Consider the following 16,187-nt stretch of genomic DNA (forward strand, 5'->3'; position numbering starts at 1 on the left):
GCCGGGAACGGCCTCACGCGGCCGCGGACGCGGCGGCCCTCGGCTCGTGGAGGCCGACGCGGTTCCCCTCGCTGTCGATCAGGATCGCGAAGCGGCCGTGCGGGCCGATGTCGGTGACCGGCACGATCACCTTCCCGCCCGCGGCCTCGACCCGGCGCAGGCAGCGCTCCAGCGAGCCGCGCGTGTCGAGGTACACGATGGGGCCGTCCGTCCCGGGCCGTGCGTGCTCGCTCTTCACGATGGCGCCGCCGGTGCCCTTCCCCTCCGAGTACGGGAAGAACGCCATCGGCATCCGGCCGCCGGTGTCCACCTTCAGCTCGGTCCCCAGGACGGCCTCGTAGAAGCTGCGGGCGCGGTCGAAGTCGATCGCGGGCAGCTCGAACCAGTTGATCGCGGTGCTCATGTGTCTCTCCCTCGTCGGTGCGGCGGGCCATCCGCCGGACGCGAGGGGAAGATGCTTGCGGGCGGTGTCAGCGTTATGTCAGGTTTCGAGCACGCTCCCCGCCCGGAGCCCTGCCGGCCCGCCCGGACCACGGGCATGGCAGCCGGGGACGCACCCAGAGGCAGCCGAGATGGACCGCCAGGCCCGCCTGTTCGCCATCGCCGAGTACCTGCGCGGCCGCCGCACCGGCGTCACCGCCGCGCAGATCGCCGAGCGCTTCGGCGTGACGCTCCGCACCGTCTATCGGGACCTCGACGCGCTCCGCTCGGCCGACCTGCCGCTCCACGCCGAGCAGGGGCGCGGCGGCGGCTACGCGCTCGACCGGCACTACGCGCTGCCGCCCATCAACCTGAGCGCGCGCGAGGCGGCGGTGCTCGTCGCGCTCGGCGCCTACGCGGCCCGCATGCGCCTGCTGCCGTTCGCCGAGACGCTGGAGGCGGCGCTCGACAAGGTGCGCGGGGCGCTGTCCGCCTCGGCGCAGCGCGAGCTCCTGAACGTGCTCGACGGGCTGCAGTTCGTGGGCGTGCCGGCCCTGCCCGCGCCGGCGGCCGTGCGGCGCGCCGTGGAGGAGGCGTGGTTCGGCGGGACGGCGCTGCGGGTGCGCTACCGGCGCGCCGACGAGAGCACCAGCGAGCGCACCGTGAAGGTGGCCGGGGTGATCATGGAGCGACACGCCACGCTGGTGCACTGCGTGGACGTGGACACCGGCGAGGCGCGCCACTACCGGCTCGACCGCATCGACGTGGCGACCCCGGTGACCTCCGCGCCCGCGAGCCCGGGCGGCGGCCGCCGGTGAGGCTCAGCGCGGCGCCTCGGCGGAGTCGCGCCGGCGCAGGATCACCACCGAGCCGACCAGCACCAGGATGAGCACGGTGAGCAGGCCCAGCTCGCTCATGACGTGCCGGAACTTCTCGTCGCTGGTGGGCGACTGCGCGCCGAACTCCGCGGTGATGACGAGGATGCGCCGGATGGCGGCGATGAGCGCGACGAGCAGGAACGGCTCCGGCACGAGCAGGTGGTCGCGGAACGACACCTTCACGGTGTAGAGCAGCTCGACGATCATCATCGCGAGCAGGATCCGGTCGAGGAGCTGCACGATGACCTGCAGGTCGAGGTCGCGGCCCAGCGCGCCGAGCAGGTCCACGCCGCCGTGGAAGAGCAGCGCCGCGCAGGCCAGCGTCAGCAGGATGCCCAGCGCGACGTAGATGAGATCCTGGACCCAGGTGATCCCGACCGAGACCCATTCCCGCGCCCGCTTGTTCAAGCTCCCTCCTTCGCGCGACCCGATGACCCTGCGCGGCCGCCCCGTTCGCCTTCCGGGCGTCCGGGCGTGCGCCGCACTATATTAATGAACGCGCAGCCCGGCGCCCCTCGCGCCGAGGACCCGCGCCGCCGCCGGCTGGCGGCGGCCCACCGCGCCACCTTCTGCACCGGGACCCGCGCGCCTCGCGCGGAGGCGGCCTCGTGCGATCGCGTGTGCGCCGACGAAGGAGCGTATCGATGGACCTCGAGAAGGGGATGCTGGTGCAGCACGCGTCGCTGGGGATCGGGAAGGTCGTCGCGGTGGAGCGCGACGCCGTGCACGTCTACTTCGCGGGCGGCGACGGCCGCGTGGCCGCGAAGCTGAAGCTGCCGACGGCGCTCCCGTTCCTCTCGCCCGCCGCGGGCGCGAACGCGTGGCTCGCCGCGCTCCCCGCGTTCCGGCTCGACCCGGACACCGGGCGCTACGAGGTCGCCGACGGCCGCATCACGCACACGGAGGCGCTGGAGCGCTACCGCGCGGCCTCCTCCGAGGCGGCCGGCACCGAGGCCGGCGCGGAGCCCGCGAAGGTGAAGCGCGACCGCGCCTGGAAGTGGCGCCGCGCCCACGAGGCCTGGGAGCAGGAGCTCGGCGGCGGCGAGGGCGAGCGGCTGCTCGCCGCGGGGGACGTGGGCGCGCTCGTCGCCCGGGCCGTGAAGGTCGAGCACCACGTGCGCCCGCTGCTGCCGGCGGCGGAGCGCCCGGCGTTCGCGGCCGCGCTCTCGGATCCCGCCTCCGCGGGCGAGGTGTTCGGGGCGCTGTTCGCCCTGCTCGCCGCGCCGAAGCCGGAGCAGGCCGCGTTCGAGCGCCTCGCCGCCGCGGTGGCGGCCCTGCCCGCCCCGGCCACGCTCGAGTCGCGCTGGCAGGTGCTCACGCTGCTTCCGTTCGTGGCCCGCCCGGACGTCCACATGCTCCTCGAGCCGCGCACCACCTGCGCCGCGGCGCTCCGGCTGGGGATCGAGCTCGCGTACACCCCCGAGCCGAGCTGGGCCACCTACGCCGCGCTGCTCGGCGCCTCGGATCGGCTGCTCGCGCAGCTCGCGCCGCTCGGCGCACGCGACCACGTGGACGTGGAGACGTTCTTCCACGCGAACGTCAAGGCGCCGCCGCGCGCCCCGCGCACGCCCCAGCCCCGGCGCACGCCGCGGCTCCCCACCGCGGCGGCCTGAGCCGTCCCTTCGCGTGGCGCCCTGCTGCGGCGCACGCAGGCTGCCTGAGTCTCCCCGTCGCAGCCCTCTCAGGTGCATGCCCCGCGGCGCGCGCGGGAGCACCTAAGCTGGACGCCCGCCGCGCGGCGCCTGCCGCCGGCGCGCGTGCCAGCCACCGGAGGGCCTCATGATCCGCGCGGACATCCTCGACCAGTTCCCCGACCTGTTCGGCCGCAAGCGCGTCAACGGGCGCGAGCTCGACGTGGACGCGACCATCGAGACGCTCACCCGCGAGCTCGAGCCTGACATCGAGGCCGCGCTGACCGCGCGCGGCGCGCTGCTCCGCTCGCCCGAGCCGGTGGCGACGAAGTACGCGTGGCCGCACTGGAACGAGGCGTTCGAGGATCCGGTGGGCGGGAGCGCCTGGACGTTCCGGCAGATCGTCCAGGGCATGATCGACAACTTCCTCGGCAAGGAGAGCCCGCTGCGCTGGCGGCTCAACGACGAGGTGCCCATCCCCGAGCACGTCCACCCGTCGCGCAACCCGGGCCTGGAGCTGACCGGCCCGTGGCACCCGCTCGACATGGCGTTCAACGCGCTGAACAGCCCCGCGCCGATGAACATGCCGGACTTCGAGGACGCCTCGCCGCCGCACTTCCGCCCCGACGGCGCGCCCGCGCGCGAGCCGGTGGGCGTGTTCGCGGCGCTCAAGAACGCGAAGGACATCTTCGAGGGGCGCTGGTCCGACCGCGCCTACGAGGTCGAGAAGAAGGGCAAGGTCCGCAGCTACCGGATCACGGCGCCGCAGGCGAAGTGGCCCACGCGCCTGGCGCGCCCGCCCAGCCTGCACGTGCGCTACGACCACGTCACCGTGGACGGCCGGCCCGCGCCCGGCCTGGTGGTGGTCGCGACGCTGTGGACGCTGAACGGCTATGACGCGCTCACCCGCGCCGGCAGCGGCGCGTACTTCTACATCCCGAAGCTGCAGACGCCGCGCGAGGCGCTCATCGTGGAGCGGCTGCTGTCGCGCCTGGAGGGGATGATCGGCGTGCCCGCCGGCACGCTCAAGGCGAAGATGCTCTACGAGGAGGGGAACGCCGGCCGCCAGCTCCCCGCCATCGTGTGGACGCTGCGGCGGCGGCTGCTCGGCACGAACGTCGGCCGCTGGGACTACCTCGGCAGCCTCATCGAGATGTGGAAGGACGATCCGCAGGGCGTCTTCCCCGACCCGCAGACCGTGGGCATGGCGACGCCCGGGATGCTCGCGTACCAGCGCTACAACGCGCTCCTCATGCTCATGGCCGGCATGAAGGACGGCGAGCTGACCCACGCCGCGCCCATCGGCGGCATGGCCGCGGTGATGATCTACCAGGCCGGCGATCCGTACGGCCGCGCCCGCTACAACCCGCTCGCGCTCCGCGCCATGGTGATCGACAAGCTGCGCGAGCGGCTGCTGGGCCTGTTCTTCGTGCCCGACGCGCCGCTCCGGCCCGGCGAGCTGCCGACGCTCGACGCGATCCTCTCCGGCAAGGTCCGCGGCACGCTGCACGACGCCTACCGGCAGAGCTGGGTGGCGAGCCCCGAGCCCGAGTACGTCGGCGCCGGCAACGGCCCGCTCCGCGCGCGGGTCGGCGCGCTGCAGGAGCTGCTCGACGCGGCGGTGGAGACGGTGGACGCGGGCGGGAAGCCGGTGCCCACGGTGGGGAGCGGGCTCTCCGAGGCCGAGCGCGCCGTGTTCCAGGCGCGCGGCCTGGTGGACGCGAACGGGCGCATCACGCCGTTCGTGCTGGCGCGCGAGCAGGTGGACGCGCCGGAGAAGCTGCTCGACCGGTCGCGCTGGGAGGCCATCTACCGGGTGCCCGAGGGCGACGTCACCATCGAGCACGTGCAGCACGCGTTCTACATGGCGGCGAACTACGGCTTCCAGATCCTGAACGGCAACTTCGCCGCCGCGATCGACGACTACGAGCTGAAGCTCCGCTTCATGAACGACCTCGCCACCTACCGCATCAACGTGTCCTGGCTGTGGGCGCTCCTGCACCACCAGGCGCCCGTCACGAAGGACGGCCACCTGCTCCGCGCCACGCTCACCGGGGACGGCATGGTGCTCGGCAAGCCCGCCGAGGCGGTGAAGGCCGGGGCGCGCCTCGATCGCGCGCTGTTCGAGAAGGTGTACACGTTCCACGGTGAGTGGACGGACGCGTTCTTCGCCGAGCAGGACCGCCGCGGCGAGCCCGCGCGCTTCGACCGCTCCAAGGCGCCGGTGATCATGGAGCTGCTGCACCGCCAGCTCCTGTCCAAGCGCTACATCCAGCACAGCGCCCGCGCGCTGTTCGTGATCGGCGCCGCCCGCCCCGAGGACCGCGCCGGCCTGCTCGACGCGATGTTCGACCTCGAGCGCGCCGACGTCGCCGCGCGCGTGGAGAAGGGCGCGCTGCCGAAGGGCGCGCTCGAGGCGCACGACTACGTGAACGACGTGTTCGGGGGGTAGGGATGAGGGCGGCGGACTCTCCCGTGCGCCTTCCAGTGCCAGGCGAGGGCGAGGTGAGCCGACCACAGGTCCGAAACGCCGACGAGCGGACGGGCCCCTTGGCGCCCTATCGGCTTGGCCGGGGTGATGCGGGCTCCCGGACCGGCGGGAGAAGCCCCGGGTCTACCTCCACGGTCTCGACGAGGCGCCGCCGGTCCAGGTCGTAGGCGAAGACCCTGGTCACCTTCGTGATCCCGCCCGCGAGCCCGCTCGCGCGCCCGTACACGACGCGCTCGCGGAGCGCGACGCGCAGCTCGCTGGGATAGACGTAGTCGCCCGGCGTGAACATCGTGCGCGGCGAGGACTCGTCGGAGAAGCGCGCAACGAAGCCCTGGCCGACGCAGCATCGTGCAGACACCGTCACGAACCCGCCGGGCAACTCGACCTTCTGGATCCACATGGGCTCGGGCGGCGAGATGTCGGGATTCCAGACCGGCGTCACGGGCTCGGCGCTCAGGTACGCCCGCACCAGCGGGTGGTCCCCGTTCTTGACGGTGCAGGGGCCCGCCGCACCGGCCAGGGCCAGGACCACTGCCGCTCCGACGACCAGGGCAGGCGCGCGGCGCCCGATGAGCTTCTCCATGTCGCCATCTTAACGGGTTGTGCGGCCCGGAGACCACGTTGCCGGCGTCACCGCCCGATCGACGACGCCCAGCTCGGCGGCGCGGCGCCTCGCCTGCGAGCCTCCTCGAGCGCGCCTTCGCAGCGCGGCGGCCTCCCGTTCGCCGGGGCGGTCGTGGCCGGGCTCGCAGCGCACGAGCTCCTCCACGGGCTCGCGTTCATGATCGCGGGGGCACGGCGGTCCGATCTCCGTTTCGGCGTGCAGCTCCGGCGCGGCGTCGCCTACGTCGGGTGTGCACGCGCGATCAGCGCGCGCGCGTTCCGGTTCGTCACGCTCGTGCCCGGGGTGACGCTTGGCCTCGCGCCGCTCTTCGCGGGCGTCGCGACCCGCTCGTATCTCGTGACCCTGGTCGGGGCGATGCTCCTCGCGGCGGCCGGGGGAGACTTTCTGCTGGTGTGGGCGGTCCGGGGAGTCGGCTCGAAGGCGTCGATTCGCGACGATCCGACGGACCCGAACATGATCCTTGTCGCCAACGAGCCGCGCTGACCTGCCGCTCGGGGCCAGGCGCCGACCGCCAGCGCCTTCCCTCACCGTTCCGCATCGGCGACGCAGCGCCCTGCATGCGCCATATGAGCCGCAGCGCCCGCGACTTCACCGCACCGCGCGGAGCCGCCCGCCGCCGCCCCAGCGCGCCGCGAGGGACGACTCGCGGGCGACGATCTCGGCGGTGTCCCGGGCGATCATGAACTCCTCGTTCGTGGGGATGACGGCGGCCATGGGGCTGGTGGTGCGGGTGATCCGGCCGCCGAGCCCGCGCCCGTGGACCTCGTTCGCGCGCGGGTCGAGCGCGAAGCCGGCGAACCCGAGCAGCTGGACGATCTGCGCGCGCACCTTCGCCTGGTTCTCGCCGATGCCGCCGGTGAACACGAGCGCGTCCACTCGGCCGAGCGAGACGAACATGCCGGCCGCGGCCTTCGAGACGGAGTAGCAGAACTTGTCGATCGCGAGCCGGGCGCGCTCGTTCCCCGAGTCCGCCGCCCGCTCCAGCGTCAGCATGTCCTTCGACACGCCGGAGATGCCGAGCAGGCCCGAGCCCTCGTTCAGCTTCTCCATCACCTCGTCCATGCTGCAGCTCAGCTGCTTCTTCATGTGCGCGATGATCGACGGGTCGATGTTGCCGCTGCGCGTGTCCATGACCACGCCCTCGAGCGGCGTGAGGCCCATGGTCGTGTCCATGCTCTGCCCGTTGCGCACCGCCGCGAGCGAGCACCCCTTGCCGAGGTGCGCCGTCACGATGGCGTGATCCTCCGGGTCCAGGCCGAGCTGCTTCACGGCCAGCTCCGAGACGTAGCGATGGCTGGTGCCGTGGAAGCCGTAGCGCCGGACCTCGTGCTCGAGGAACCACGCGTACGGGACCGCGTAGAGGTACGACCGCGGCGGCATGGTCTGGTGGAAGGCGGTGTCGAAGACCGCCACCTGGGGCAGCTCGGGGAGGAACTCGTGCGCCACCTCGATGCCGCGCACGTTCCAGGGGTTGTGGAGCGGGCCGAGCGGGATGCACTCCTTGATCTTCGTGATCACCTCCGGGGTGATCAGGATCGAGGTGGAGAACTTCGCGCCGCCGTGCACGACGCGGTGTCCGATGCCCAGCAGCCCGCCCAGGAGGCCGAGCTCGCGGAGGAGCTCGTGCACCGTGCGCAGCGCGGCGTCGATCGACTCGCCCGCGACGGTGCGCCGCTCCGAGCGGCTCTCGTGCTGGAGCTCGAGGGCCGACTGCCCGCTCCCGAGGGGCTCGATCTTCCCGGAGACGTGGACGTGGCCGTCGGTGGCGTGGACGACGGCGAACTTGGTGCAGGCGCTGCCGCAGTTGAGGACGAGGACGTTCATGGCGTGGGCCGTCGGCGGACGGTCGGGCCGTTATACCGGATCGGTCGCCCGGATGGCCTGCCGCGGTTCGCGCCCGCGCCGGGCGCCCTACTCCTCGGAGCGACCGTCCGACTCGCGGTTGCGCTCGTAGCGCCGGGTCTGCGGAAACGGCGGCAGCCACGACTCGCGGCGGATGGTCCAGAGCTCGTAGGTCGGCTTCAGCTGGTCCGGGGCATCCAGGGATCCCAGGTTCACGCCGATCTCGTCATCGGAGAGCCCGTACACGGGCGAGCCGCAGCGCGGGCAGAAGGACCTCCCGGCGAACGTGCGCGACTCGCCGGTGATCGTCACCGCCTCCACGGGGAAGATGGCAGACGCGTGGAACAGCGCGCCGTGGTTCTTGCGGCAGTCGAGGCAGTGGCAGATGCCGACGCGGTACGGCCGTCCCGTCGCCACGAATCGAAGGTCACCACACAGGCAGCCGCCGGTGAATCGTTCCATCTCCGCCTCCCGGGGTTCGTTCTTGCAGCGCCGCCGCGTCCGACCGGCGACCTCGCCCAGCCCACGTCCCTGCGAACGCAGTTCTACCGGCCGCTCGCTCGCGCGTGGCCCCTGCGCTCGGATCTCGCTTGGGTCGCGATCGATGGTCCGCTCCCCGGCGCAGGGTCGAGTGGATGTGCTTCGTCTGCTCGTGGAGGACGTATGCCAAAGATCGTCGTGAACGCATTCCTGACCCTGGACGGCGTCATGCAGGCTCCGGGCGGCCCGGACGAGGACCGCGAGGGCGGCTTCGTGCACGGGGGCTGGATGGCCCCGTACTCCGACGACGTCCTGGATCGGATCGTCGTCGACGGCTTCGCCGACGCCGATGGGTTCCTGCTCGGGCGCAAGACCTACGACATCTTCGCGAGCTACTGGCCGAAGGTCACCGACGCCGGCAACCCCGTCGCGCGCGCGCTCAACGCGCTGCCGAAGTACGTGGTGTCGCGCAGCCTCGAGCGCGTGGAGTGGAACGGCTCCCACCTGATCAAGGGCGACGTGGTCGCCGAGCTCCGGACGCTGCGGCAGCAGCCGGGGCGGACGGTGCAGACCTGGGGCAGCGCCGAGCTGCTCCAGACGCTGCTGGAGCACGACCTCGTCGACGAGTACCGGCTGTACGTGTTCCCGGTGCTGCTCGGCTCCGGCAAGCGCCTCTTCGCCGGCGGCACGGCGCCGGCGGCGCTGAGGCGTGTCGAGACGGTCAGCGGTCCGAAGGGCGGGACGTACCTCCGCCTCGAGCGCGCCGGGAAGCCGGCGTACGGGCGGATGGACGCCTGATCGCCGACCCTACGGCTTCGGCTGCCGCGGCGAGAACTTGATCACGCGGTCGTACAGGACCTCCTGCATGGCGGCCCCGCTCATGGTCGCGGGCTCGAGGTAGTTGCGGAACAGGATCCCCAGCACCGTGTCGGGGCCGACGCTCAGGCGCTTGCACTTCCTGAGGAGCTCGTCCGGCGGCACCTGCAGGCAGTTCGCCTCGCGCCCGCAGCTCCTCGAGATCTTGTACGCGTACATGAGGCCGGCGGCCGGGTCGCCGGCGGGCAGGAAACGCGCGGCGGTGCCGGTGAGCGCGCGGTCGTCGACCGTGCCGATCGACAGCTTCCCGTCCTCCGCGTCGCCCGTGTAGACGTTGACGCTCATGTACGACGTCTTGCCGGTCGCGGCGTGGTTGGCGCCGAAGACCATCAGGAACTCGCCGTCACCGAGCGTGAGCTGCCGGTCCCACGAGAGGAACTCGGGCAGGTACCCGGCCTGGAGGCAGAACGCGTCGCGGGCGTCGCCGCCCACGGGCACCCTGCGCTGCAGGTGATCGATGCCCTCGTAGCCGACGGGCACGGTCACGTCGATGTCCCTGGCAGCCATCCCCGGGTGCGCGTCGATGATGCGCTGCCGGAGGACGCCCAGCGTGTTCCAGAGGTTCAGCTCGGTCTGACCGGTCCCGCAAATGCGCAGGGCGGGCACGGGGTACGGCTCGAGGCGGCCCTCGTCGGTCGGGACGCGCGGGGTCGCCCGGAACATCCGGAGCGGCGCGTCGGCGATGTACGCCGCCCCTGCCTTCTCGTAGCCCTCTTCCCACATCGCGTTGCGCAGCTGGATCCTGAACTCGTCGCCGTCGTCGCCGTGCCCGAGGTTCAGCATCGCCGCCGGGAACGGGACCTCGTTGACGCGGTCGATGGACCAGCCGGCCTCGCCGAGCGCCTCGAGGATGCCTCGATACGTCCCGCGGTCCGGCGTGAAGACCAGCGCGACGCGCTGGCCGAAGGGCTCGCCGGGCGGGCCCTCGGTCTTGATGGAGAGGTTGTTGACCGGGTCGGCCGGGGCGATCATGAGCCCGAGCAGCCGCTGGCCGTCCGGGTAGACCTTGCTCGCGATCCACGAGTAGAACGCGAAGTACCGCTCCGGTGGCGGCGTCGTCCCGACCAGCACGACGGCCTCGTCGGGCCGGAGCTTGAAGTCCTGCACCCGCTCGGCCGAGCCTGCCGCCCGCGGGACCTTCAGCACGAGGTACGGGGCGTTGTTGTTGTACCAGGCGTGATCGATGGTGGGGTCGTACCTGCACCAGGCCTCGCCCCGGTTCCACACCTCCACGGCCCCCGGCGTCACGATGAATCCGCGTCGCTCGAGCGCCCCCGTGAGCGCGTCCGGGCTCGGCTCCGCAGCGCTTCCCAGGAGTGGCACGCAGGCGAGCGCCGAGAGCAGCGCGGCGAACCCGCCGCATCGTCTCGTGGTCCTCATGGCCGTCCTTCCCTCGCCGGCCGCTGACCGCAAGGGAGCCGCCGGCCCGCGCGCGCGGACGTGCGCGCTCGAGCGGATCAGACGGCGCCGCGCCGGGCTCCTCAATCGGGAGCGAGGGTCGCGTCGCTCATGGCAAGTCGAACGGGTGTGCCTGGTGGTCGCGCGCCCCCGTGCGGCTCAGGCCTGCAGCAGGCCCTTGATCGCCGCGGGGCTCAGCACCCGCCCGGTGGACCTCACCGTCCCGTCCACCACCAGCGCGGGCGTGGACAGCACGCTGAACTTCATGATCTCCCGGAGGTCCTCCACCTTCTCGACGGTCGCGTCCACGCCGAGCTCCTGCACCGCCTTCTGCGCGTTGGCGGTGAGCTCCTTGCACTTCGCGCAACCGGTACCCAGCACCAGGATCTTCATCTCGTTCCTTCCCTTCGTGCGGCGCGATCGAGCTCGCTGCGGCGGCTTCGCCTCGCAGGAGCCGAGCGCGTCAGCCGTAGATGGCGTTGAACAGGTACCCGACGATCATGATCCCGACGGTCACCGACCCGAAGAAGATGGCGAGGAGCGGCGGCTTGAGGACGCGGCGCAGCATGATGCCCTCGGGGATCGAGAGGGCGATGGCGCTCATGATGAACGCCATCACCGTCCCCAGCGACATGCCCTTCGCCCACAGGGCCTCCGCGATCGGGACGACCCCGGCCCCGTTCACGTAGAGCGGCACCCCGAGGAGCGTGACGATCGCGACGGCGAACGGGTTGTCCGGGCCGGCGTACGCCGCGAAGAAGTCCGCGGGCACCCACCCGTGGATCGCGGCGCCGATCCCGACGCCGAGCAGCACCCACTTCCAGACGCTGGAGAGGATGTCCCTCGCCTCCCCCACGGCCGCGTCCACGCGCTCGGACCACGTCGGGACGTGACCGCCCGCGCGCAGCTGCCCGATCTTCGTCGCGAAGACCGCCTCCTCGACCCAGCGCTCGAGGCGGAAGCGCGAGAGGACGAGCCCGATCACCATCGAGATCACCGATCCGGCGACCACGTACGCGGCGGCGATCCGCCAGCCGAACTGATCGGCGATCATGATCGCGGCGATCTCGCTGACCAGCGGCGACGCGATCAGGAAGGTGAGCGTGATCGACAGCGGGATCCCCGCGGCGACGAACCCGATGAACAGCGGGATCGAGCTGCACGAGCAGAACGGGGTGACGACGCCCAGGACGACGGCGAGGACGAGCCCCACGAGCAGGCCCCGGCCCTCGAGGTAGCTGCGCGCCCTGTCGAGATCGAGGCTGGCGCGGAGCATCCCGATGACGAACATCAGCCCGGTCAGCAGCAGGAAGATCTTGACCGTGTCGTAGAGGAAGAAGTGCAGCGCGCCCCCGGCGTGCGAGGCCAGGTCGAGCCCGGCGACGTCGCGGAGCAGCCACGTCCACAGCGGCCCGTTCGATCCGTACGCCGCGCCCCACGCCACGAGGGCCGCCGCGAGGAGCGCCGCGGTCCTCGCCGGCGGGCGGCTCGGCGTGGCGGCCGTCGCCGCCGCCGCGGGGGCGGCGCAGCACGCCGTGCTGCCGCCGCCGGGGGGTTCGATCACGGGAAGTCCCATCGAAGCTCCTGCTCGCTCACGTCGAGGTCCAGACGAAGTACGCGCCGCCGAGCATCACCATGACGCCCGCCGCCGCCTTCACCACCGCGACCGCGCGCGCGCCGCGCTTCCACCCGAGCCAGCGGTTCACCGACTGGATCGAGCTGCCCGCGAGGGCGATGGCCGCGGCGTGGCCGAGCCCGTACAGCGCGACGAGCAGCACGCCGTGGGCCACCCGCCCCGCTCCGCTCGCGCGGAACGCGATCCCGAGGAGCGGCGCCATGAACGCGAACGTGCACGGGCCGAGCGCGACGCCGAAGACGAGGCCGAGCAGGAGCGCGCCGGTCGCCCCCCGGCGCCCCGCCCGCGCCGGCGTCGAGCCGAGGGCGGGCAGCGGCAGGACGCCCAGGAGGTTCAGGCCGACCGCGAAGAACACGACGGCGACCGCCCATGTCCCGGCCCGCCCGACGTCCCCGAGCATCCGGCCCGCCGCGGCGGTGACGGCGCCGACCAGGGCGATGCTGGCGAGGATCCCGGCGGCGAACGCGGACGACAGCCAGAGCGCGCGGCGGCCCTCCGGCAGCTCGGCGCCGCCGCTCATGTAGGCGACGACCAGCGGGACGCTGGAGAGGTGGCAGGGGCTCAGCGCGACGGAGAGCACGCCCCACGCGAACGCGGCCGCGAGCGCGATGGAGCCGCTCGCCGCGAAGGCCTCGCCGAACCGCGTGAGGAGCCCGGTCACCTAGAGCTCCACGCCGAGGGCCTTCCACTGCGCGAGGATCTCCTCGCGCGACATGAAGCCCTCGTGGCGCGCGAGCTCGCGCCCGTCGGTGCCGTAGAAGATCTGCGTCGGGATCATCTGGACGCGGTGGGCCGTGGCCTGCTCCGGCGCCTGCCACACGTCGATGAACGTGACCTCCATCCGGCCCGCGTAGTCGGCGCGGAGCTGCTCGAGGATGGGCGCCATCGCCTTGCAGGGGATGCACTTCCCCGCGCCGAGATCGACGAGCCTGGGGAGCGCGCGCGCCGCCGGGGCAGCCGCGGTGCCACCGCGCGGCTCCGCCGCGGCGGCCGAGACCTTCTCACCGCAGCCGGCGCCGCCCGCGAGCATCACCGCGATCGCCAGGAGCAGCGGACCCCTCGCGCACTTCGTCGTCCAGGGCATCGTGACGCCTCCTCGCGCGGCGGCACGCGCCGCGAACGGGCGGACCATGCCACCGGCGCACTGCTTGGTCAATCCGCCAAGCAGTCCTTCGACGGCCGCTGCGGCCCCGCGCCGCACCGCGACTTGACCGGACGCAACTGCTTGACGATATTGCCAAGCAATGATCCGGCCCAGCAGCGTGCGGAAAGCGCGGACGCAGGTGCTGAAGGCGATGGCGCACCCGAGCCGTCTCCTCATCCTGGAGACGCTCGCGGAGGGCGAGCGCTGCGTCTGCGACCTGCAGAAGCTGGTCGGCTCCGACCTGTCCACCGTGTCGAAGCACCTGTCGCTCATGCGCCGCGCCGGGCTCCTCGAAGACCGCCGGCAGGGGCTGCAGGTCTTCTACCGGCTCCGGGTGCCGTGCATCATGAGCTTCTTCGCGTGCGTGGACGCGGTGCGCGACGAGGGCCCGCCGGTCCAGCTGGTCGTGTCCCGCCGCCGCGCAGGGAGCCCGTAGCCCATGTCCGAAGCGAACCTCGTTGCACCGGCCCGCGCCGGCGTCGCCCGCCGCCTCTCCTTCCTCGACCGCTACCTCACGCTCTGGATCTTCCTCGCCATGGGCGCGGGCGTGGCGCTCGGGTTCCTCGTCCCCGGCGTCGTGCCGATGCTCGACCGGATGTCGGTCGGGACGACCTCCATCCCGATCGCGATCGGCCTCATCCTGATGATGTACCCGCCGCTCGCGAAGGTCCGCTACGAGGAGCTCCCCCGGGTCTTCCGGAACGGCAAGGTGCTGGCGCTCTCGCTGGTGCAGAACTGGATCGTGGGCCCGATCCTGATGTTCGCGCTCGCGGTGATCTTCCTCCGCGACCGCCCGGAGTACATGGTCGGGCTCATCCTCATCGGCCTCGCCCGCTGCATCGCGATGGTCATCGTGTGGAACGACCTCGCGAAGGGCGACACCGAGTACTGCGCCGGCCTGGTCGCGTTCAACTCGATCTTCCAGGTGCTGTTCTTCTCGGTCTACGCCTGGATCTTCATCACCCTGCTGCCCGGCTGGCTCGGCGTGCGCGGCGCCGAGGTGCACATCACCATCGGCGAGATCGCCCGGAGCGTCTTCGTCTACCTCGGCGTCCCGTTCATCGCCGGGATGGCGAGCCGCTTCGGGCTCCGGGCGCTGAAGGGCGAGGAGTGGTACCGCAGGGTGTTCATCCCCCGGATCTCCCCGATCACGCTCGTCGCCCTGCTCTTCACCATCGTGGTGATGTTCTCGCTGAAGGGCGAGACCATCGTGCAGGTGCCGCTCGACGTGGTGCGGATCGCCCTCCCGCTGCTCGTCTACTTCCTGCTCATGTTCTTCGTGTCCTTCTGGATGAGCCGGAAGGTGGGCGCGACCTACGGGCAGACCGCCACGCTCTCGTTCACGGCCGCCTCGAACAACTTCGAGCTCGCCATCGCGGTCGCGGTCGCCACCTTCGGCATGGCGCACGGCGCCGCCTTCGCCGCGGTGATCGGCCCGCTGGTCGAGGTCCCGGTGCTCATCGGCCTCGTGAACGTCGCGCTCCGGCTGCGCGATCGGTGGTTCCCCGGCGAGACCGGCGAGATCGCGAAGGTCGCGAACTGCGCGGTGACCGTCGAGCGGCCGACCGCCGGGCGGGGGCGGTGAGCGGCGGCTGGGAGGCCGACGCGGAGGCGCTCCGCCGCGCCCGCCCGCGACACGTGCTCTTCCTCTGCGTCGCGAACTCGGCGCGCAGCCAGATGGCCGAGGGGATCGCGCGCTCGCTCGCGCCGGCGACGGTGAAGATCTCCTCCGCGGGCTCCGCGCCGTCGAGCCTCAACCCGCTCGCCGTCCGCGCGCTCGACGAGATCGGCCTCGACATCCGCGGGCAGCGCTCGAAGCGCGTGGACGACGTGCCCGCCGGCGACGTGGACACGGTCATCACGCTCTGCGCAGAGGAGGTCTGCCCGGTCTTCCTCGGCCGGGCGCGGCGGATCCACTGGGGCCTGCCGGATCCGGCCGGCGCCGGGAGCACCGAGGCGGAGCGGCTCCAGGCCTTCCGCGAGGTCCGCGACGAGCTGCGCCGCCGCCTCTCCGCCGTCTTCCCGCCAGGCCCGTAGACGGCTCGCCCCGCGGGGCGAAGGCCCCGCGCGCGGGCTCACCTCGTCAGCACCACGTGCAGCGCGTGCTCCGAGGCGACGTGCTCGGTGCAGCGGTAGCCGAGCGCGGCCGTGTCGAGGCCGGCGAGCAGGTGCTCGCCCCGCCCCAGCAGCACCGGCGAGATGGCGAGGTGGATCTCGTCGACGAGCCGGGCGGCGAGGTACTCGCGCACGGTGGCGACCCCGCCGCCGAGCCGGACGTCCTTGCCGCCCGCGGCGTCCTTCGCCCGCTCGAGCGCGGCGTGGATGCCGTCGGTGACGAAGTGGAACGTGGTCCCGCCCTGCATCTCGAGGGGCGGACGGGCGTGGTGCGTGAGCACGAACACCGGCACGTGGTAGACCGGGTTCTCACCCCACCAGCCCTTCCAGCCGTCGTCGGGCCAGGGGCCGCGCGACGGGGCGAACATGTTGCGCCCGAGGATCCAGGCGCCGACGTTCTCGAAGCTGCGCGCGGCGAGGTCGTCGTCCACGCCCCGCCGGCCGGCCTCGGCGCCAGGCGTCCCGGCGCCATCCCCGTGCATCCGCTGGAAGGTCCGGGTGTCGAGGACCCACTTGTGCAGCGACATCCCGCCGACGCCGAGCGGGTTCTCCAGCGACTGGTCCGGGCCGGCGCCGTAGCCGTCGATGGAGATCGAGAACGCGTTCACGCGAAGCTTGGACATGCGGTGACTCCTCCTGTGCGAGCCGCCT

Annotated in this window: 19 protein-coding genes; 8 read left to right on the forward strand and 11 right to left on the reverse strand. The window is 72.5% G+C overall.

Features of this window, described 5'->3' with window-relative positions; all coding sequences use genetic code 11:
* Positions 1-13: 13 nt before the first annotated feature.
* Positions 14-403: a VOC family protein gene (locus ANAEK_RS20105; protein ID WP_012527961.1), complete on the reverse strand. Its 390-nt coding sequence runs from the start codon at positions 401-403 to the stop codon at positions 14-16.
* 169 nt (positions 404-572) lie between these two features.
* Here ANAEK_RS20105 and ANAEK_RS20110 point away from each other — a divergent pair, with 169 nt between their 5' ends.
* A complete protein-coding gene (locus ANAEK_RS20110; RefSeq protein ID WP_012527962.1) occupies positions 573-1,238 on the forward strand; it encodes a YafY family protein in 666 nt (221 codons plus the stop codon).
* Between the two features lie 3 nt (positions 1,239-1,241).
* Here ANAEK_RS20110 and ANAEK_RS20115 read toward each other — a convergent pair whose 3' ends face one another.
* Positions 1,242-1,706: a phosphate-starvation-inducible PsiE family protein gene (locus ANAEK_RS20115; protein WP_012527963.1), complete on the reverse strand. Its 465-nt coding sequence runs from the start codon at positions 1,704-1,706 to the stop codon at positions 1,242-1,244.
* A 236-nt stretch (positions 1,707-1,942) separates the two neighbouring features.
* Here ANAEK_RS20115 and ANAEK_RS20120 point away from each other — a divergent pair, with 236 nt between their 5' ends.
* Together ANAEK_RS20120 and ANAEK_RS20125 are read left to right on the forward strand one after the other, a co-directional pair.
* Complete coding sequence (locus ANAEK_RS20120) at positions 1,943-2,911, forward strand: hypothetical protein (protein WP_012527964.1); 969 nt, start codon at positions 1,943-1,945, stop codon at positions 2,909-2,911.
* 166 nt (positions 2,912-3,077) lie between these two features.
* Positions 3,078-5,381, forward strand: a complete 2,304-nt coding sequence (locus ANAEK_RS20125; protein ID WP_012527965.1) for a malate synthase — start codon at positions 3,078-3,080, stop codon at positions 5,379-5,381.
* 106 nt (positions 5,382-5,487) lie between these two features.
* Here the strand turns inward: ANAEK_RS20125 and ANAEK_RS20130 are convergent, their stop codons facing one another.
* Positions 5,488-6,003, reverse strand: coding sequence for a hypothetical protein (locus ANAEK_RS20130; RefSeq protein ID WP_012527966.1), 516 nt, complete (start codon positions 6,001-6,003; stop codon positions 5,488-5,490).
* 153 nt (positions 6,004-6,156) lie between these two features.
* On the opposite strand from ANAEK_RS20130, the gene ANAEK_RS22695 reads away from it, so the two are divergent.
* Complete coding sequence (locus tag ANAEK_RS22695) at positions 6,157-6,528, forward strand: DUF3267 domain-containing protein (RefSeq protein WP_012527967.1); 372 nt, start codon at positions 6,157-6,159, stop codon at positions 6,526-6,528.
* Between the two features lie 105 nt (positions 6,529-6,633).
* On the opposite strand, the gene ANAEK_RS20140 is transcribed toward ANAEK_RS22695, so the two are convergent.
* Both ANAEK_RS20140 and ANAEK_RS20145 read right to left on the reverse strand, forming a co-directional pair.
* Entirely contained in the window at positions 6,634-7,869 is a 1,236-nt protein-coding gene (locus tag ANAEK_RS20140; protein ID WP_012527968.1) for an acetate/propionate family kinase, read from the reverse strand.
* 87 nt (positions 7,870-7,956) lie between these two features.
* Complete coding sequence (locus ANAEK_RS20145) at positions 7,957-8,349, reverse strand: GFA family protein (protein ID WP_012527969.1); 393 nt, start codon at positions 8,347-8,349, stop codon at positions 7,957-7,959.
* A 201-nt stretch (positions 8,350-8,550) separates the two neighbouring features.
* On the opposite strand from ANAEK_RS20145, the gene ANAEK_RS20150 reads away from it, so the two are divergent.
* On the forward strand, positions 8,551-9,165 hold the full coding sequence (locus ANAEK_RS20150; protein WP_012527970.1) for a dihydrofolate reductase family protein: 615 nt from the start codon (positions 8,551-8,553) through the stop codon (positions 9,163-9,165).
* Between the two features lie 9 nt (positions 9,166-9,174).
* Here ANAEK_RS20150 and ANAEK_RS20155 read toward each other — a convergent pair whose 3' ends face one another.
* From ANAEK_RS20155 to ANAEK_RS20175, 5 genes are all read right to left on the reverse strand, one after another.
* Positions 9,175-10,623: a hypothetical protein gene (locus tag ANAEK_RS20155; protein ID WP_012527971.1), complete on the reverse strand. Its 1,449-nt coding sequence runs from the start codon at positions 10,621-10,623 to the stop codon at positions 9,175-9,177.
* 177 nt (positions 10,624-10,800) lie between these two features.
* Positions 10,801-11,034, reverse strand: coding sequence for a thioredoxin family protein (locus ANAEK_RS20160; protein ID WP_012527972.1), 234 nt, complete (start codon positions 11,032-11,034; stop codon positions 10,801-10,803).
* A gap of 70 nt (positions 11,035-11,104) precedes the next feature.
* Positions 11,105-12,217, reverse strand: coding sequence for a permease (locus ANAEK_RS20165; protein ID WP_012527973.1), 1,113 nt, complete (start codon positions 12,215-12,217; stop codon positions 11,105-11,107).
* A 16-nt stretch (positions 12,218-12,233) separates the two neighbouring features.
* Positions 12,234-12,938, reverse strand: a complete 705-nt coding sequence (locus ANAEK_RS20170) for a cytochrome c biogenesis CcdA family protein (protein WP_012527974.1) — start codon at positions 12,936-12,938, stop codon at positions 12,234-12,236.
* On the reverse strand, positions 12,939-13,361 hold the full coding sequence (locus ANAEK_RS20175; protein ID WP_012527975.1) for a co-chaperone YbbN: 423 nt from the start codon (positions 13,359-13,361) through the stop codon (positions 12,939-12,941).
* 160 nt (positions 13,362-13,521) lie between these two features.
* Here ANAEK_RS20175 and ANAEK_RS20180 point away from each other — a divergent pair, with 160 nt between their 5' ends.
* Genes ANAEK_RS20180 through ANAEK_RS20190 form a run of 3 tightly spaced genes read left to right on the forward strand, consistent with a single transcriptional unit; the run spans position 13,522 to position 15,458 of the window.
* Positions 13,522-13,857: a helix-turn-helix transcriptional regulator gene (locus ANAEK_RS20180; protein ID WP_012527976.1), complete on the forward strand. Its 336-nt coding sequence runs from the start codon at positions 13,522-13,524 to the stop codon at positions 13,855-13,857.
* Positions 13,858-13,860: 3 nt separating this feature from the next.
* Entirely contained in the window at positions 13,861-15,006 is a 1,146-nt protein-coding gene (arsB, locus tag ANAEK_RS20185) for an ACR3 family arsenite efflux transporter (protein WP_012527977.1), read from the forward strand.
* On the forward strand, positions 15,003-15,458 hold the full coding sequence (locus ANAEK_RS20190) for an arsenate reductase ArsC (protein WP_012527978.1): 456 nt from the start codon (positions 15,003-15,005) through the stop codon (positions 15,456-15,458). Before arsB ends, ANAEK_RS20190 begins: the two co-directional genes overlap by 4 nt.
* 38 nt (positions 15,459-15,496) lie before the next feature.
* On the opposite strand, the gene ANAEK_RS20195 is transcribed toward ANAEK_RS20190, so the two are convergent.
* A complete protein-coding gene (locus ANAEK_RS20195) occupies positions 15,497-16,159 on the reverse strand; it encodes a dihydrofolate reductase family protein (protein ID WP_012527979.1) in 663 nt (220 codons plus the stop codon).
* Between the last annotated feature and the right edge of the window lie 28 nt (positions 16,160-16,187).

The organism is Anaeromyxobacter sp. K (genome assembly GCF_000020805.1).
Classification (GTDB): domain Bacteria; phylum Myxococcota; class Myxococcia; order Myxococcales; family Anaeromyxobacteraceae; genus Anaeromyxobacter; species Anaeromyxobacter dehalogenans.

Bases quoted from the DNA above. Each gene is read 5' to 3' on its own strand.
- ANAEK_RS20105 (WP_012527961.1), bottom strand. From the start codon at position 403: ATGAGCACCGCGATCAACTGGTTCGAGCTGCCCGCGATCGACTTCGAC.
- ANAEK_RS20110 (WP_012527962.1), top strand. From the start codon at position 573: ATGGACCGCCAGGCCCGCCTGTTCGCCATCGCCGAGTACCTGCGCGGC.
- ANAEK_RS20120 (WP_012527964.1), top strand. From the start codon at position 1,943: ATGGACCTCGAGAAGGGGATGCTGGTGCAGCACGCGTCGCTGGGGATC.
- ANAEK_RS20125 (WP_012527965.1), top strand. From the start codon at position 3,078: ATGATCCGCGCGGACATCCTCGACCAGTTCCCCGACCTGTTCGGCCGC.
- ANAEK_RS20130 (WP_012527966.1), bottom strand. From the start codon at position 6,003: ATGGAGAAGCTCATCGGGCGCCGCGCGCCTGCCCTGGTCGTCGGAGCG.
- ANAEK_RS20140 (WP_012527968.1), bottom strand. From the start codon at position 7,869: ATGAACGTCCTCGTCCTCAACTGCGGCAGCGCCTGCACCAAGTTCGCC.
- ANAEK_RS20145 (WP_012527969.1), bottom strand. From the start codon at position 8,349: ATGGAACGATTCACCGGCGGCTGCCTGTGTGGTGACCTTCGATTCGTG.
- ANAEK_RS20150 (WP_012527970.1), top strand. From the start codon at position 8,551: ATGCCAAAGATCGTCGTGAACGCATTCCTGACCCTGGACGGCGTCATG.
- ANAEK_RS20155 (WP_012527971.1), bottom strand. From the start codon at position 10,623: ATGAGGACCACGAGACGATGCGGCGGGTTCGCCGCGCTGCTCTCGGCG.
- ANAEK_RS20160 (WP_012527972.1), bottom strand. From the start codon at position 11,034: ATGAAGATCCTGGTGCTGGGTACCGGTTGCGCGAAGTGCAAGGAGCTC.
- ANAEK_RS20165 (WP_012527973.1), bottom strand. From the start codon at position 12,217: ATGGGACTTCCCGTGATCGAACCCCCCGGCGGCGGCAGCACGGCGTGC.
- ANAEK_RS20175 (WP_012527975.1), bottom strand. From the start codon at position 13,361: ATGCCCTGGACGACGAAGTGCGCGAGGGGTCCGCTGCTCCTGGCGATC.
- ANAEK_RS20180 (WP_012527976.1), top strand. From the start codon at position 13,522: ATGATCCGGCCCAGCAGCGTGCGGAAAGCGCGGACGCAGGTGCTGAAG.
- arsB (WP_012527977.1), top strand. From the start codon at position 13,861: ATGTCCGAAGCGAACCTCGTTGCACCGGCCCGCGCCGGCGTCGCCCGC.
- ANAEK_RS20195 (WP_012527979.1), bottom strand. From the start codon at position 16,159: ATGTCCAAGCTTCGCGTGAACGCGTTCTCGATCTCCATCGACGGCTAC.